The sequence below is a fragment of the Bacillus sp. JJ722 genome, from assembly GCF_036963345.1.
Lineage (GTDB): Bacteria > Bacillota > Bacilli > Bacillales > DSM-1321 > Bacillus_AD.
The window spans coordinates 251-13,927 of the sequence record NZ_JBALMO010000106.1; the positions used below are offsets into that span (position 1 = coordinate 251).

12 protein-coding genes and 9 tRNA genes are annotated in these 13,677 nt (G+C 36.4%); 16 read left to right on the forward strand and 5 right to left on the reverse strand.

The genetic code is table 11. The features are described 5' to 3' along the window. Positions 1-26 precede the first annotated feature (26 nt). The 10 genes from V7014_RS14120 to rocF all read left to right on the forward strand — a co-directional run bounded on the left by V7014_RS14120 (position 27) and on the right by rocF (position 1,907). A tRNA-Asn gene (locus tag V7014_RS14120) sits at positions 27-101 on the forward strand. A gap of 6 nt (positions 102-107) precedes the next feature. After that, positions 108-180 (forward strand) — tRNA-Thr (locus tag V7014_RS14125). 23 nt (positions 181-203) lie between these two features. Then, positions 204-278, forward strand: a tRNA-Glu gene (locus V7014_RS14130). A gap of 10 nt (positions 279-288) precedes the next feature. After that, a tRNA-Val gene (locus tag V7014_RS14135) sits at positions 289-364 on the forward strand. Between the two features lie 5 nt (positions 365-369). Further along, positions 370-445, forward strand: a tRNA-Thr gene (locus V7014_RS14140). A gap of 21 nt (positions 446-466) precedes the next feature. Then, a tRNA-Tyr gene (locus V7014_RS14145) sits at positions 467-550 on the forward strand. An 87-nt stretch (positions 551-637) separates the two neighbouring features. Further along, positions 638-712 (forward strand) — tRNA-Gln (locus V7014_RS14150). Positions 713-718: 6 nt separating this feature from the next. Next, positions 719-791: transfer RNA gene (locus V7014_RS14155), tRNA-Lys, on the forward strand. Positions 792-808: 17 nt separating this feature from the next. Next, a tRNA-Ala gene (locus V7014_RS14160) sits at positions 809-884 on the forward strand. A 123-nt stretch (positions 885-1,007) separates the two neighbouring features. Then, positions 1,008-1,907, forward strand: coding sequence for an arginase (gene rocF, locus V7014_RS14165; RefSeq protein ID WP_335508090.1), 900 nt, complete (start codon positions 1,008-1,010; stop codon positions 1,905-1,907). A gap of 27 nt (positions 1,908-1,934) precedes the next feature. Here the strand turns inward: rocF and V7014_RS14170 are convergent, their stop codons facing one another. Further along, on the reverse strand, positions 1,935-2,099 hold the full coding sequence (locus V7014_RS14170) for an aspartyl-phosphate phosphatase Spo0E family protein (RefSeq protein WP_335508091.1): 165 nt from the start codon (positions 2,097-2,099) through the stop codon (positions 1,935-1,937). A 170-nt stretch (positions 2,100-2,269) separates the two neighbouring features. Between V7014_RS14170 and sigW the strand changes: the two genes are divergently transcribed. From sigW to glmS, 6 genes are all read left to right on the forward strand, one after another. Beyond that, a complete protein-coding gene (gene sigW / locus V7014_RS14175) occupies positions 2,270-2,833 on the forward strand; it encodes an RNA polymerase sigma factor SigW (RefSeq protein ID WP_335508092.1) in 564 nt (187 codons plus the stop codon). A 17-nt stretch (positions 2,834-2,850) separates the two neighbouring features. Continuing rightward, positions 2,851-3,489: a zf-HC2 domain-containing protein gene (locus V7014_RS14180; RefSeq protein WP_335508093.1), complete on the forward strand. Its 639-nt coding sequence runs from the start codon at positions 2,851-2,853 to the stop codon at positions 3,487-3,489. A 158-nt stretch (positions 3,490-3,647) separates the two neighbouring features. Continuing rightward, the gene (gene cdaA / locus V7014_RS14185; RefSeq protein ID WP_335508094.1) at positions 3,648-4,469 is read left to right on the forward strand and encodes a diadenylate cyclase CdaA; all 822 of its coding nucleotides are present in this window, start codon (positions 3,648-3,650) and stop codon (positions 4,467-4,469) included. Continuing rightward, positions 4,462-5,784: a CdaR family protein gene (locus tag V7014_RS14190; protein ID WP_335508095.1), complete on the forward strand. Its 1,323-nt coding sequence runs from the start codon at positions 4,462-4,464 to the stop codon at positions 5,782-5,784. The genes cdaA and V7014_RS14190 overlap by 8 nt, the downstream gene beginning before the upstream one ends. A gap of 174 nt (positions 5,785-5,958) precedes the next feature. Beyond that, complete coding sequence (gene glmM / locus V7014_RS14195; protein ID WP_335508096.1) at positions 5,959-7,305, forward strand: phosphoglucosamine mutase; 1,347 nt, start codon at positions 5,959-5,961, stop codon at positions 7,303-7,305. A gap of 547 nt (positions 7,306-7,852) precedes the next feature. Then, positions 7,853-9,658: a glutamine--fructose-6-phosphate transaminase (isomerizing) gene (glmS, locus tag V7014_RS14200; protein WP_335508097.1), complete on the forward strand. Its 1,806-nt coding sequence runs from the start codon at positions 7,853-7,855 to the stop codon at positions 9,656-9,658. A gap of 362 nt (positions 9,659-10,020) precedes the next feature. Here the strand turns inward: glmS and V7014_RS14205 are convergent, their stop codons facing one another. The 4 genes from V7014_RS14205 to V7014_RS14220 all read right to left on the reverse strand — a co-directional run bounded on the left by V7014_RS14205 (position 10,021) and on the right by V7014_RS14220 (position 13,676). Beyond that, positions 10,021-10,458 carry a VOC family protein gene (locus V7014_RS14205; RefSeq protein ID WP_093274033.1) on the reverse strand — a complete coding sequence of 146 codons (438 nt, stop codon included), beginning with the start codon at positions 10,456-10,458 and terminating at the stop codon, positions 10,021-10,023. A gap of 372 nt (positions 10,459-10,830) precedes the next feature. Continuing rightward, positions 10,831-11,076: a hypothetical protein gene (locus V7014_RS14210; RefSeq protein WP_335508098.1), complete on the reverse strand. Its 246-nt coding sequence runs from the start codon at positions 11,074-11,076 to the stop codon at positions 10,831-10,833. Positions 11,077-12,009: 933 nt separating this feature from the next. Next, on the reverse strand, positions 12,010-13,008 hold the full coding sequence (locus tag V7014_RS14215; RefSeq protein ID WP_335508099.1) for a sensor histidine kinase: 999 nt from the start codon (positions 13,006-13,008) through the stop codon (positions 12,010-12,012). Then, positions 13,005-13,676: a response regulator transcription factor gene (locus tag V7014_RS14220; protein WP_335508100.1), complete on the reverse strand. Its 672-nt coding sequence runs from the start codon at positions 13,674-13,676 to the stop codon at positions 13,005-13,007. Before V7014_RS14220 ends, V7014_RS14215 begins: the two co-directional genes overlap by 4 nt. Position 13,677: the final 1 nt, after the last annotated feature.

The window sequence follows — 13,677 nt, forward strand, 5'->3', positions numbered from 1 at the left end:
GTAGGACGTTGCCAGGCTTTTATTGTTCCGCAGTAGCTCAGTGGTAGAGCACTCGGCTGTTAACCGAGCGGTCGTAGGTTCGAATCCTACCTGCGGAGCCATATATTGCTTCCATAGCTCAGCAGGTAGAGCACTTCCATGGTAAGGAAGAGGTCACCGGTTCGAGCCCGGTTGGAAGCTTTATTAATGAGAATAAATGAATTGGCCCGTTGGTCAAGCGGTTAAGACACCGCCCTTTCACGGCGGTAACACGGGTTCGAATCCCGTACGGGTCACCAATAATCTTATGGAGGATTAGCTCAGCTGGGAGAGCACCTGCCTTACAAGCAGGGGGTCGGCGGTTCGATCCCGTCATCCTCCACCATAAATGCCGGTGTAGCTCAGTTGGTAGAGCAACTGACTTGTAATCAGTAGGTCGAGGGTTCGACTCCTTTCGCCGGCACCATTTATTTTATATATTGCGCGTGGAGGGGTAGCGAAGTGGCTAAACGCGGCGGACTGTAAATCCGCTCCTTAGGGTTCGGCAGTTCGAATCTGCCCCCCTCCACCATTTATTTTTTATAATAGTGGACAAGTTATATAAATCTTAAAAACAGGATATTATATACGTACCACCTATTTTTGTGATCTAAATTAATGGGCTATAGCCAAGCGGTAAGGCAACGGATTTTGATTCCGTCATGCGAAGGTTCGAATCCTTCTAGCCCAGCCATTAATCGAGCCATTAGCTCAGTTGGTAGAGCATCTGACTTTTAATCAGAGGGTCGAAGGTTCGAATCCTTCATGGCTCATTTTACATATTTTCATAGGGGCCTTAGCTCAGCTGGGAGAGCGCCTGCCTTGCACGCAGGAGGTCAGCGGTTCGATCCCGCTAGGCTCCACCATTACACTACATACTATTATTTCGCTATAAACCTTTTAGGTTTATAGCTTTTTTTATGCTCTTATTGATTGACTACCACTATCTACGATAAAATAGTGGTAGTCAATGGAAAAGGGGGATGCAAATGAACAAGCATATTTCCATTATTGGAGTACCTATGGACATGGGACAGAAGCGTCGAGGGGTTGATATGGGACCAAGTGCTATTAGGTATGCTGGGGTCGTTGAAAGGTTAGTAAGGTTAGACTATGTCGTACACGATCTTGGCGATATTGTCGTCAAACATAAAATAAATAATCATTTTTATAAAAATGATATAAACAATATTGAAATAGTTGCTCAAGTCAATGAAGTGTTGGCTTCCAAAGTAGATGATATTGTAGAAACAGGTAGTTTCCCTCTAATACTCGGTGGGGATCATAGCATTGCAATGGGTAGTATTGCAGGGATTGCAAAGCACTATAGAAACTTAGGTGTAATTTGGTATGATGCACATGGAGATTTGAATACAATGGAAACAAGTCCTTCGGGTAATGCACACGGCATGTCCTTGGCAGCTAGTTTGGGATTGGGAGAAAAAATATTCACTAATATTTTACAGTATTCACCGAAAGTGAAAGCCGAAAATATCGTGATAATTGGGGCAAGGCAGCTTGATCAAGGTGAAAAAGAATTGATAAAGAAATTGCATATTAAAGTATACACAATGCATGAGATAGATCGCTTAGGCATGGCGAAAGTGATGGAAGAATCTATTGCATATTTAAAAGATAAGACAGATGGTGTACATTTATCATTAGATTTAGATGCATTAGACCCTATTGATGCACCTGGGGTTGGTACACCTGTACTTGGTGGAATCAGTTATCGTGAAAGTCACTTAGCGATGGAAATTCTAGCAGAGTCTGGTCTTATTACGTCCGCTGAGTTCGTTGAAGTAAATCCAATACTAGATGAAAGAAATAAAACTGCGACTGTTGCCGTCGCTTTAATGGGTTCTTTATTTGGTGAGGTACTTTTATAAGACTAATGAAGCAGTAGCTGATTTTAGCTACTGCTTCATTGTGAGAAGAATATGGTAATTGATGAGCTTATCAAGTTCTTTACTAATGGAAATAACATCTTGATTGTTTATGGAAGTATGAGAGGCGAGTACAACCATTTTTTTTCGTGTTTGTTCAATTCTAAGGTTTAGTTGACAAACATCATTTATCATGATATATTCCACCTTTCATAATAGTAAGATGCCATTTTTTACCCATATTCAAGGTCTAGTAAACGAAGAAATTAAAAATTTGTTAATATAAAAAAGAAATTTATTTGAAACCTTTATGCTTACGATACGTAAATATCGTATAGCCGCATAGAGCGGAGGTCAAAAAGGAAATGGAATTACTGGTCAAACAAAGAATTAAACAAGTTTTGAAGGGAGATCAAAACGCTTACGGGGAATTAGTTGAAATTTACAAAGATAAAGTATTTCAACTTTGTTTTCGTATGCTTGGTAATCGGCATGAAGCAGAAGATATGGCACAAGAAGCTTTTGTCAAAGCATATGTTAATATACACACGTTTAACATAAAGCTTAAATTCTCTACATGGCTATATCGTATTGCAACTAATTTATGTATTGATCGTATAAGAAAGAAGAAACCCGATTATTATTTAGATGCAGAAGTAGCTGGAACAGATGGATTAAATATGTATTCCCAAATAGCTTCGGATGCAGAGGATCCTTCAGATGAAGTTGAAAGCTTAGAATTACATGATACGATTCAAAAAGAAATCATGAAGCTTCCTGAAAAGTATCGAACTGTAATTGTTTTAAAGTATATTGAAGAACTATCTCTGAAAGAAATTGGTAAAATACTGGATATGCCAATTGGCACAATTAAAACTCGAATCCACCGAGGAAGAGAAGCTTTAAGAAAGCAATTGAGCAATTTATAATAAAGCAGGTGATTATATTGAAATGTTCAAATGAAATAATAGAATATATGCATGAATATTTAGATAATGAAATTAGTGTGGAACATGAAAGTATTCTGCGACATCATCTGCAAGAGTGTGTAGATTGCCAAGCACATTTTCACGAATTGAAGAAAGCAATCCTTTTTGTCCAAAGTACGTCTAATATGGTAGCTCCTTCTGACTTCACACAAAAAGTTATGGCGAATTTACCCAAGGAAAAAAGAAAAGTAGGAATGAAAAGGTGGTTTAAAAATCATCCCTTTCTAACAGCAGCTTCACTCTTTGTTGTATTAATGGGTGGTTCGATCATGTCTTACTGGAAAGAGGATTATCAATTCTCTTTCTCTAAGCAACCTGAATTAGTCGTGGAGAACGATACTGTGATTGTTCCAGAAGGTAAAACTGTTTCAGGTGATGTTGTGGTAAGAAACGGTAACATCAAAATCGAAGGTGAAGTTGATGGCAATGTGACAGTAATTAATGGGGAAAAATATCTTGCTTCTGCAGGTTCTGTTTCAGGTGAAATTAAAGAAATAGATGAAATGTTTGAATGGCTTTGGTATCAAATTAAAGATGGTACAAAACAACTCGTCAATTTGATAAAAAACCCTGAAGATGTTCAGTCATCCAACTAGTTTGGATGACTTTTTTTGTATAATCATAAACAAAATTGGAAGCGATATTTGATTAATGAGGGTATGCTTTTTATGAGCGTATGGCTAATATATGATATAATAGTGAAGTTATTGAAAACTAAAAGGTAATTGCATACTTATAAAATGGAGGAAGTAACATGTCATTAGCTAACTTTACTTTCTTTGATATCATTACGAATGTTGCGGATATTCTCATAGTATGGTTTGTTATATATAAATTATTAATGGTTATTAAAGGCACTAAAGCCGTTCAATTATTAAAAGGTATATTTGTTATTGTTGTTGTAAGGAGTTTAAGTGGTTTATTTGGTTTAAATACACTTGAATGGTTAATGGATCAAGCGATGGATTGGGGATTTATTGCTATCATTGTATTGTTCCAACCAGAATTAAGAAGAGCGCTTGAACAATTAGGTAGAGGAAAAATATTCTCAAGAAGTGCTTTCCAAGAAGAAAATGAAAGAGTGATGGCAGTTGAAGCTATTGCCAAGGCTACTGCTTACATGGCAAAACGACGTATCGGAGCTCTTATATCAATTGAAAGAGAAACTGGTTTAACGGAATATATTGAAACAGGTATTGCTTTAGATTCGAAGATTTCATCAGAGTTATTAATCAATATCTTTATTCCAAATACTCCGTTGCATGACGGTGCTGTTATTATTCAAAAAAATCAGGTAGCAGCGGCGGCATGTTACTTACCTCTTTCTGAAAGTCCATTCATATCTAAAGAGTTAGGTACTAGGCATAGAGCAGCCCTTGGTGTCAGTGAAGTAACAGATAGTTTAACTGTTATTGTATCTGAGGAAACCGGAGGCATCTCATTAGCGAGAAATGGTGAGCTTCACCGAAACTTAAACCCAGAAGAATTCAAAGAGATGTTAATGAAAGAGTTGGTGGATGTGTATAAGCCAACTTCTCAGACTCGATGGAATTGGAGGGTGAAGAAGAATGGATAAATTGGTTGAAACCCCTTGGTTTATGAGAGTAGTAGCTTTATCTTTAGCCGCTTTATTATATATATCTGTTAATATTGATAGCCGGGAATCCATATTGAATACACCATCAGAGAAAGATACACAAGTTGTGGAGAATGTACCTGTTGAAGTGTATTACGATCGCGATAATTTAGTCGTAACAGGTGTTCCAAAAACCGTTGATGTTAAATTAAATGGACCAAAAAATATTATGATTCCAGCTGCAAAAAAGCGTGATTTCAAAGTATATGTTGATTTATCAGATCCTGAAATTGCATTAGGAAATAAAAAAGTTTCCTTTAAAATTAAGGACTTAAATGAAAATATTGATTATACGATTGAACCTGGTTCTGTTGAAGTTTCCATTCAGGAAAAAATAACAAAAGAATTTACAGTTGAACCAGAGTATAATCGTTCTCTATTAGAAGAAGGCTATATTGCTGAGGAGCCAAAGGTTAACCCAGGGAAAGTTAAAATAACTGGTGCAAAAGATGTTATTGAACAAATCGCTTATGTAAAAGCTATTATTAACATCAGAGCTGGTGCTAACGATACAATCTATCGAGAAGTACAAGTACAAGCATTAGATCGGGAACTGAATAAATTAGATGTTTCTATTAATCCTAATGTTGTAGAAGTAGAAGTTCCGATTAAGAGCCCTACGAAAACGATAAAGATTAAACCAGTAGCAACTGGTGAGCCGAAAAAGGGAATCGAAATTGATAGCATCTCGGCAGATCCGAAAGAAATTACATTGTTTGGGAAAAAATCAGTCTTAGATGCGATTGATACTTTACAGATTCCAGTTGATGTAAGTAAAGTTGAGAAAAATACGGTGTACACCGTTCCAATTGATCTTCCAGATGGTATTAAAGGTTCCTCTATACAAGAGATAAAGGTAAGAGTATCAGTTACCACAAAAGAGGGCGAAGATACCTCTGAAGAAAACAATGAAGAGCAAAAAACAGAAGAAGAACAGCCGCCAACTGGAGAAGAAGCAAATGCATCGAAAACATTTTCTAATATTCCCATTCAATATGGAGATTTAGGAGATGAATATGAGCTAGCCTTTATATCACCAAGTGGTGGCAACACAAGTGTTTCAGTCACGGGAAAGCAAAGTGATCTTGACAGTTTAAAGGCATCTGATATTCAAGTCTCAGTTCAAGTTCAAGGTTTGCAAGAAGGAGAGCATACAGTATCATTAAAAGTTGAAACACCTGCGAATATTGAAGCAAAAATATCAGTTTCAACAGCTCGAATTTCAATTACAAAGAATAATACAGAACCTTTTTGAGATACCAATCTACGAAGTAACTATTCGTATCATTCTGTAGTCATTTACAAAAATTTAGATAGTAAAGAAAAACGATTGGTTCACATAAATATCAGTGCTATTTAAATCACTGATGCTAGGATGACTTTATTGTGCTAATTTCACAATAAAACACATGAAGGAGAGAATTTTATAATGGGTAAATATTTTGGTACTGACGGAGTAAGAGGCGTCGCAAATAGTGAATTAACGCCTGAGTTAGCTTTTAAATTAGGGCGCTTCGGAGGATACGTACTAACAAAACATACAGATCGTCGTCCAAAGGTATTAATTGGTCGTGATACTCGTATATCTGGACATATGCTTGAAGGAGCATTAGTGGCAGGCTTACTATCCATTGGAGCAGAAGTAATGCGCCTTGGTGTTATTTCAACACCTGGTGTTTCATACTTAACAAAAGTATTAAGTGCTGAAGCAGGCGTTATGATTTCAGCTTCTCATAATCCTGTTGCGGATAATGGGATTAAATTCTTTGGAAGTGATGGTTTTAAGTTATCTGATGACCAAGAAGCAGAGATTGAAGCTTTAATGGATCTTCCTGAAGACACATTGCCAAGACCAGTAGGTAAGGACTTAGGTCAAGTGAACGATTACTTCGAAGGTGGCCAAAAGTATTTATCATATTTAAAACAAACAGTAGACGAAGATTTCACTGGTGTACACGTAGCACTAGATTGCGCTCATGGTGCAACGTCGGCATTAGCTACGCATTTATTTGCTGATTTAGAAGCAGACATCTCTACGATGGGATCAGCTCCAAATGGTCTTAACATTAATGATGGTGTTGGTTCTACACACCCAGAAAGCTTAGCTGCATTCGTTAAGGAAAAAGGAGCAGATGTTGGTTTAGCGTTCGATGGCGATGGCGATCGTATTATTGCTGTTGATGAAAATGGTGAAATTGTAGACGGTGACCAAATTCTTTATATTTGCGGTAAGTACTTGAAAGAGAATGGCCGATTAAAGCATGGTACAGTGGTTTCTACTGTCATGAGTAACTTAGGCTACTATAAAGCACTAGAAGAGCAAGGAATCAATAGTAAGCAAACAGCTGTTGGTGATCGCTACGTAGTAGAAGAAATGAAGAAGAATGGCTATAATCTTGGTGGTGAGCAATCAGGTCATATTATTTTCCTTGATTACAACACAACAGGAGACGGCTTATTAACAGGTCTTCAATTAGTTAATATTATGAAAGCTACGAAAAAACCATTATCTGAGCTTGCAAGTGAAATGAAGAAATATCCTCAAAAGCTTGTGAATGTAAAAGTAACGGATAAACACCATGTTACGGATAATGAAAAAGTAGCTGCAATCATTTCTGAAGTTGAAGCGGAAATGAACGGAAATGGCCGTATTTTAGTACGTCCATCAGGTACAGAGCCTCTTGTACGTGTAATGGCAGAAGCACCAACGCAAGAGCAATGTAATGATTATGTAGAACGCATTTGCACGGTTGTAGAGAAAGAAATGGGTCTATAAGATCTTCAAAAAAACAACCCTTTATCTATACATTTTGTAGATACTTCCTACATTTAGGTTTAAGAAGTAGATATAAAAGGTACATGAATATGCATAAGAGGCACACATTAGCTTCTTATGCATATTTTTATTGTAAGGGTAAAAACTGCTTTAAGTTAGAATCTGGTGTGATTTTACAAGAATGTTGACGGATTGTTTAACTTAAGGTATGATTATTTTGTTTTTGGAATACAAATTCTAAAATGATACTCCAAATCTAAAGAAAGGATAGCGAAAGATTTTTTAAAGTAAAGATGTATTACAAAGCGCCTGAACTAAACCGGTGGAGCTGTTTAGTTGACGAGGTGGAGGTTTATCGATTTTTCGGCGGGTACCTCCCAGTTGAAGTGCACAGCTGTAGATTTCTTCTCCAAAACAAAAGGGTAACCTTTTCGACAACGAGTGGAAAATGCACGAAACTAAAACTATAAATAGATCAGAGATAAGGGGACAAGTTTGTCCCCACGGACATACTTGTTCCCTTCTTTCTATATTAGGAGGAACAATTATGTGTGGTATCGTTGGATATATAGGAAATCAAGATGCGAAAGAAATTTTGCTTAAAGGCTTAGAAAAGCTTGAGTATAGAGGTTATGATTCTGCGGGAATCGCTGTTATGAACAATTCTGGAGTACAAGTGTTCAAAGAGAAAGGTCGTATTGCAGATTTACGTGAAGTAGTTGATGAAACAGTATTTGCACAAACAGGTATTGGTCATACACGTTGGGCAACTCACGGTGTACCAAGCACTGTTAATGCTCATCCACATCAAAGCACTTCAGAACGTTTTACACTTGTTCATAACGGGGTAATCGAGAATTATCAAATCTTAAAGCGTGAGTATTTACAAGATGTTACTTTTAAAAGTGAAACAGATACAGAAGTAATCGTTGCTCTTATTGAGAAATTCGTAAAAGAAGACAACTCTTCTGTTGAAGAAGCGTTCCGTAAAACGCTGACACTACTAAAAGGATCTTACGCTCTAGCTCTTCTAGATGAGCAAAATAATGGAACCATCTTCGTAGGAAAGAACAAAAGTCCACTTCTAGTTGGTGTGGGTGATAACTTCAATGTTGTTGCTTCAGATGCAATGGCAATGCTGCAAGTAACGGATCAATTCGTAGAGCTAATGGACAAAGAAATCGTAATTGTAACACAAGAAATGATTACGATTAAGAAGCTTGATGGCACAGTGGTAAAACGAGATGCGTATACAGCTGAATTAGATGCAAGTGATATTGAAAAAGGCACATATCCTCACTATATGTTGAAGGAAATCGATGAGCAACCACTTGTAACTCGTAAAATCATTCAAGCGTACCAAAATGACCAAGGTGAACTAACAATTGCTGCTGACATTTTACAAGCAATGAAAGATACAGATCGTATCTATATCGTAGCTTGTGGAACAAGTTATCATGCAGGTCTAGTTGGTAAGCAGTTCATTGAAAGTATGGCAAAGATTCCAGTAGAAGTACACGTAGCTTCTGAGTTCAACTACAATATGCCAATTCTATCTGCTAAGCCATTGTTCATCTTCATTTCACAAAGTGGAGAAACAGCGGATAGTCGTGCTGTACTTGTATCAGTTAAAGAACTTGGCCACAAAGCTCTTACGATTACTAACGTTCCAGGATCAACACTTTCTCGTGAAGCAGACTACACTCTTCTTCTACATGCTGGTCCAGAAATCGCAGTAGCATCTACAAAAGCATACACTGCACAAATCGCGGTTCTTTCTATTCTTGCTAACGTAACAGCAACGGCAAAAGGATTAGAATCTCAAATCGATTTAGTGCACGAATTAGGTATTGTAGCTAATGCGATGGAAGTACTATGTGAGTCGAAAGAACAACTGGAGAGCCTTGCACGTGAATTCTTATCAATAACACGTAACTGTTTCTTCATTGGACGCACAATGGACTTCTTCGTAGGATTAGAAGGTGCCTTAAAACTGAAAGAAATTTCCTATATTCAAGCAGAAGGTTTTGCTGGCGGCGAGCTGAAACACGGTACGATTGCCTTAATCGAAGAAGGCACACCAGTAATCGCTCTAGCTACTCAAGAAGCTGTTAACCTAAGCATTCGCGGTAACGTTAAAGAAGTAGTTGCCCGCGGTGCGAATCCATGCATTATTTCTATGAAAGGCTTAGAAGAAGAAGACGATAGCTTCGTTCTACCAGCCGTGCATGAATTACTAACACCTCTTGTCTCTGTTATTCCATTACAACTAATTGCTTACTATGCAGCTCTACACCGTGATTGCGATGTTGATAAACCACGTAATTTGGCTAAGAGTGTGACTGTGGAGTAAGGTGTTGTAGATTTGAAATAAATTGCTTTATTAAAAGTAAGTTGTATTCCTTGAAAGTAAGTTATACTCTAGAAAATTTAAAGGGATGTCTCAATTTTGAGACATCCCTTTTTTCTAACCAAAAATATTTAATTTCCTTCTAAACAAAAGCACCCAATCATAAGTGTACTAATCCACAAATATAAAAAAGCTATCGTTTTGAATAAAGATTGATCAAAACGATAGCTTTCTTATATTTTAAAGAAGTTTTTTTGTGAAAAGATTGATTATTTTATTGCTCCTTATTTCACTAACGCACCCGATAGTTTAAGAAGAAATCTTTAACGTTGGAGATCTAAATCATTTAAAGTCCCATTCAATATTTATCTGATTTTCTCCGCCAACTCTAAAATAATTCCCTCTGGACCACGAACGTAGCATAACTTATAACTTTCTTCATATTGCTGTATCTCACTAAAGATTTCTGTTCCCTTCTTTTTCAATTTTGCAACAATAGCTTCAATATCTTCAACAGCAAAGCAAATATGTCGGATACCCAGCGTATTTGCAAAAGGTTGCTGAATATCTTTTTCATCTGACGGCGTATAAAATTTGACTAGCTCTATCCATGCCTGACCATCTGGCATCCCCAATCCTACACATGCCGTTTTAACATCATTAAGCCCAACTATTCTGTCCAACTGTTCTCCATCCAATTCCCATTCCGCTTGCACTTCAAGTCCTAAATCAAGAAAAAACGCTTTAGCCTCTGAAAGATCATTTACGTTTATACTCACATGATCTATTCTATTGATCTTCATATCTCATACCTCCTATGTTCCTGTTATTTTCAATACCTGTATTCGTGTAAGGTTTGTTTGAAATTCTAATTCGCTTAAAACGGGAAAATATCCTTCTTCAACAAATCTGCCCGTTAGTTCCATAAAAAATGAGACCGCTTTGACCATCTCTTTGTGTAATTAAAGCACCCGATTGTTAAAGTGCAACGCATCACAAACTAACTATTAGTTGGTTTTGTATAGATTGAAAATCAATAGTATTTTTAATACTTATGACCATTTTTCATCATCATCAATAAACTGATTACTCTTTAAATCAAATGATTTACACTCATCGTGAAAAACATAATTGACTTTTGTTTAGTTGATGATACTCAACTTCTGGAAGTACCTCTATACTGCCTGCAAATACCATTGTATCATTTCCTTCATAGAAGACTTCGTTACCTTCTTTATCCATCGAGAACATATTATTGATAATTCAAACCTTGTAGGTTCGATAAATGCGGAAAAATCCAGCAAATCAATATCGGAAGAGAAATTGTAAGAAAGAATTTTTTTGAGATTCGCTACTAACAAATCCGATTGTTTCTCAAGATTGGATTTAATTGAAGCAACATAATTATCGACTGAAAACATAAATAAACCTCCCCAAAATCTCTCGTCCCATGTTCTCACTTATATAAAAAGAAATATGGAGAGGAAGAAAAATTCAACTACCCAAACCGTTTGGTGGATAGTGGGAACCACAGTTTGGGGGCTAGCGAGTATTATTCTTATTGTGTGGTGATTTAGTAAAGTTTAGTGAGTTATTGGCAATTATTTTAGGAGGCAACTTTTTCTTATGAAACAAACGAGGCAGGATAGGGAAAGAAGGACTATTTTTGAATATCTTTTTTGGAAGCATCTTATTCATTTTTCTTTTTGATAGGTATTATATTTTTTATGCTCATCATTATTATTAATTTCAGTGCTGCTTTTTTTACTATGTATTACATCATCAAATGGTGTGCATAGGTGACCTATTTTTTTCTTTTCTTTTTAATAACCATTTTATATACAGCTACAATAATCAAACCAACAAATATTAGTCCTAATATAGAGCCCATTACACTATGATAGAGATTATGATTATGAAGATAGCCCATATCTACAAGGCCTGATAACAGGGTTCTTATTCTAGACCGCAAAGTAAATCAGTAGAAAAATGAACATAGCATTATAGTAAAGGTATTTGGTAATGATTTATGGTAAATCCTAAAAACTTTACTATCAACGAGACTGCAAGTTACAAGGTTCATTACAAAAATAGTGTTTTTTGGGTAACTAGTCATTCAAGATTAACAAAAATGATTCCTAAATGGATGATTACTTTGCGGTGCATAGCAGAAACCCTGTCACCAAGCCTATTAGGGATGGAAAACGCTGTAATCCCTGTGGGAATAGATATAACTCTTCAGAAAGCGAGTGGTCTATGAAGAAATGTCATCTTTTTGAGTGTTTTACCAAAAGAATAACGTTTTCTTCATTTTTTGGGAAATTCGCGGGTATGGGATTGTATTCCCGTTTAAATTATTTTTTGTAGTCATTTGGTAGAATAATGTTAAACAGGACTTCGGAATTGGAATTTTTCGCTTCGATTTTTCCCCCGTGAAATTTGATTATTTTCTTTGTAATAAATAGACCAAGTCCGAATTTACCGTCAGTACCCTTGTGAAAGTGCTTAAATAATTGATCCAATACTTCATTTTCAATTGGGGGGCCATCATTTGCAAATGTGATTTCTACATACCCATTTTCCTCATATTTTTGGTTGTTTACCGTTATAACTATTGATGAATGGGCATATCTTAAATTGTTTTCGAGAATATTTTCGAAAGCGACTGTTAATTCCTCCTGATCCCCATAAATCAATATATCTATCAAGCGAGCATCGATAATTACATCTTTTCGACTTAATGAAAATCTATCAATCAAATTCATCAGAATTGTCTTTATGTTGATTAACTCAAACTCATTTTCCCTTTCTAAAATATAATCCAGTCCTTTGAGATACAATAGCTTTTCTACCTTTTTTTCCAAATTGAAAGATTCTTTTATAATAACGGCTACTGTTTCTTCAAATGAATCGTTTAGGTAGATTCGGTCAGATAATGCTTGGGCATAGCTTTTAATGACCATGATAGGTGTTTTAAGGTCGTGTGAAACGTTTTGTAAAAACAGTTCTTCCTCCGTTTCCATCTTTTTAAGAGATCCCCTCATCATATTGACGGAAGAGGCCAATTGACCGAACTCGTCTCCCCTGTCTAAGTGGATGGGCTCTCCCCATTGTTTGTTTGCAATTTTCCGCACTCTATATTCCAAATAGCGTAGTGGTTCTGTAATTTTAATAGAAATAATCTTAGCAATACAGATGTTAACGATAGACAGAACAGCGAAAATGCGTGCTAAGTCTTTAAACAAGTCTACCGAAAAATATTGAACAAGCACTAAAGTAAAAATACAAATAATAAAAACAAGGAATGCTGTGATGGTAACCCAAATTTGGAACGCAAACGGTTTACTTTTCATCTTTCTACCAAACGGTATCCGGCTCCATAAACGGTTTCTATTGGCATGCCTGGAGTTTTCTTTCGGATACGGCGAATCGTATCATCGACGACACGGTCAGTTCCGTAGTAATTTTTGCCCCAAAGTCGGTCAAGAATTTGCTCCCTCGAAAATACGTGATTCGCATTATCAATAAAAAACAGCATTAATTGAAATTCCTTGCTCGACATTGGCAATTCTGTATTGTTATGGTAAATCGTATGGCTTTCGCGATTAATAATGTAATCGTTGATTTTAATATGTTTTCCACGTTTTTGTTTATGACCATAGGTGTAATCGAGTAATTTTTTAACCTTTATAACTAATTCCCTTGGAAGGAAGGGTTTAGAAATATAATCATCGCAACCCAGTTCCAAGCCTACAACCCTATCAATGTCTTGATTTTTGGCCGAAATAAATATGATTGGAACTTCCGGATGGATACCTTTAATTTTATTAAACAATGTATAGCCATTCGTATCAGGAAGCATAATATCCAAAATCCATAAATCAGGAGGTATATGGATTTTGCCTTCAGTGGATTGCCCGTCCAGAAACCCTTCTACTTTGTATCCCTCGTTTTCCAAATATTTTTTTAAAATGAAGTTCAGATCCTTGTTATCCTCAACTAAATACACTGTGTTAGACACA

Bases quoted from the DNA above. Each gene is read 5' to 3' on its own strand.
- rocF (WP_335508090.1), top strand. From the start codon at position 1,008: ATGAACAAGCATATTTCCATTATTGGAGTACCTATGGACATGGGACAG.
- V7014_RS14170 (WP_335508091.1), bottom strand. From the start codon at position 2,099: ATGATAAATGATGTTTGTCAACTAAACCTTAGAATTGAACAAACACGA.
- sigW (WP_335508092.1), top strand. From the start codon at position 2,270: ATGGAATTACTGGTCAAACAAAGAATTAAACAAGTTTTGAAGGGAGAT.
- cdaA (WP_335508094.1), top strand. From the start codon at position 3,648: ATGTCATTAGCTAACTTTACTTTCTTTGATATCATTACGAATGTTGCG.
- V7014_RS14190 (WP_335508095.1), top strand. From the start codon at position 4,462: ATGGATAAATTGGTTGAAACCCCTTGGTTTATGAGAGTAGTAGCTTTA.
- glmM (WP_335508096.1), top strand. From the start codon at position 5,959: ATGGGTAAATATTTTGGTACTGACGGAGTAAGAGGCGTCGCAAATAGT.
- glmS (WP_335508097.1), top strand. From the start codon at position 7,853: ATGTGTGGTATCGTTGGATATATAGGAAATCAAGATGCGAAAGAAATT.
- V7014_RS14205 (WP_093274033.1), bottom strand. From the start codon at position 10,458: ATGAAGATCAATAGAATAGATCATGTGAGTATAAACGTAAATGATCTT.
- V7014_RS14210 (WP_335508098.1), bottom strand. From the start codon at position 11,076: ATGTTTTCAGTCGATAATTATGTTGCTTCAATTAAATCCAATCTTGAG.
- V7014_RS14215 (WP_335508099.1), bottom strand. From the start codon at position 13,008: ATGAAAAGTAAACCGTTTGCGTTCCAAATTTGGGTTACCATCACAGCA.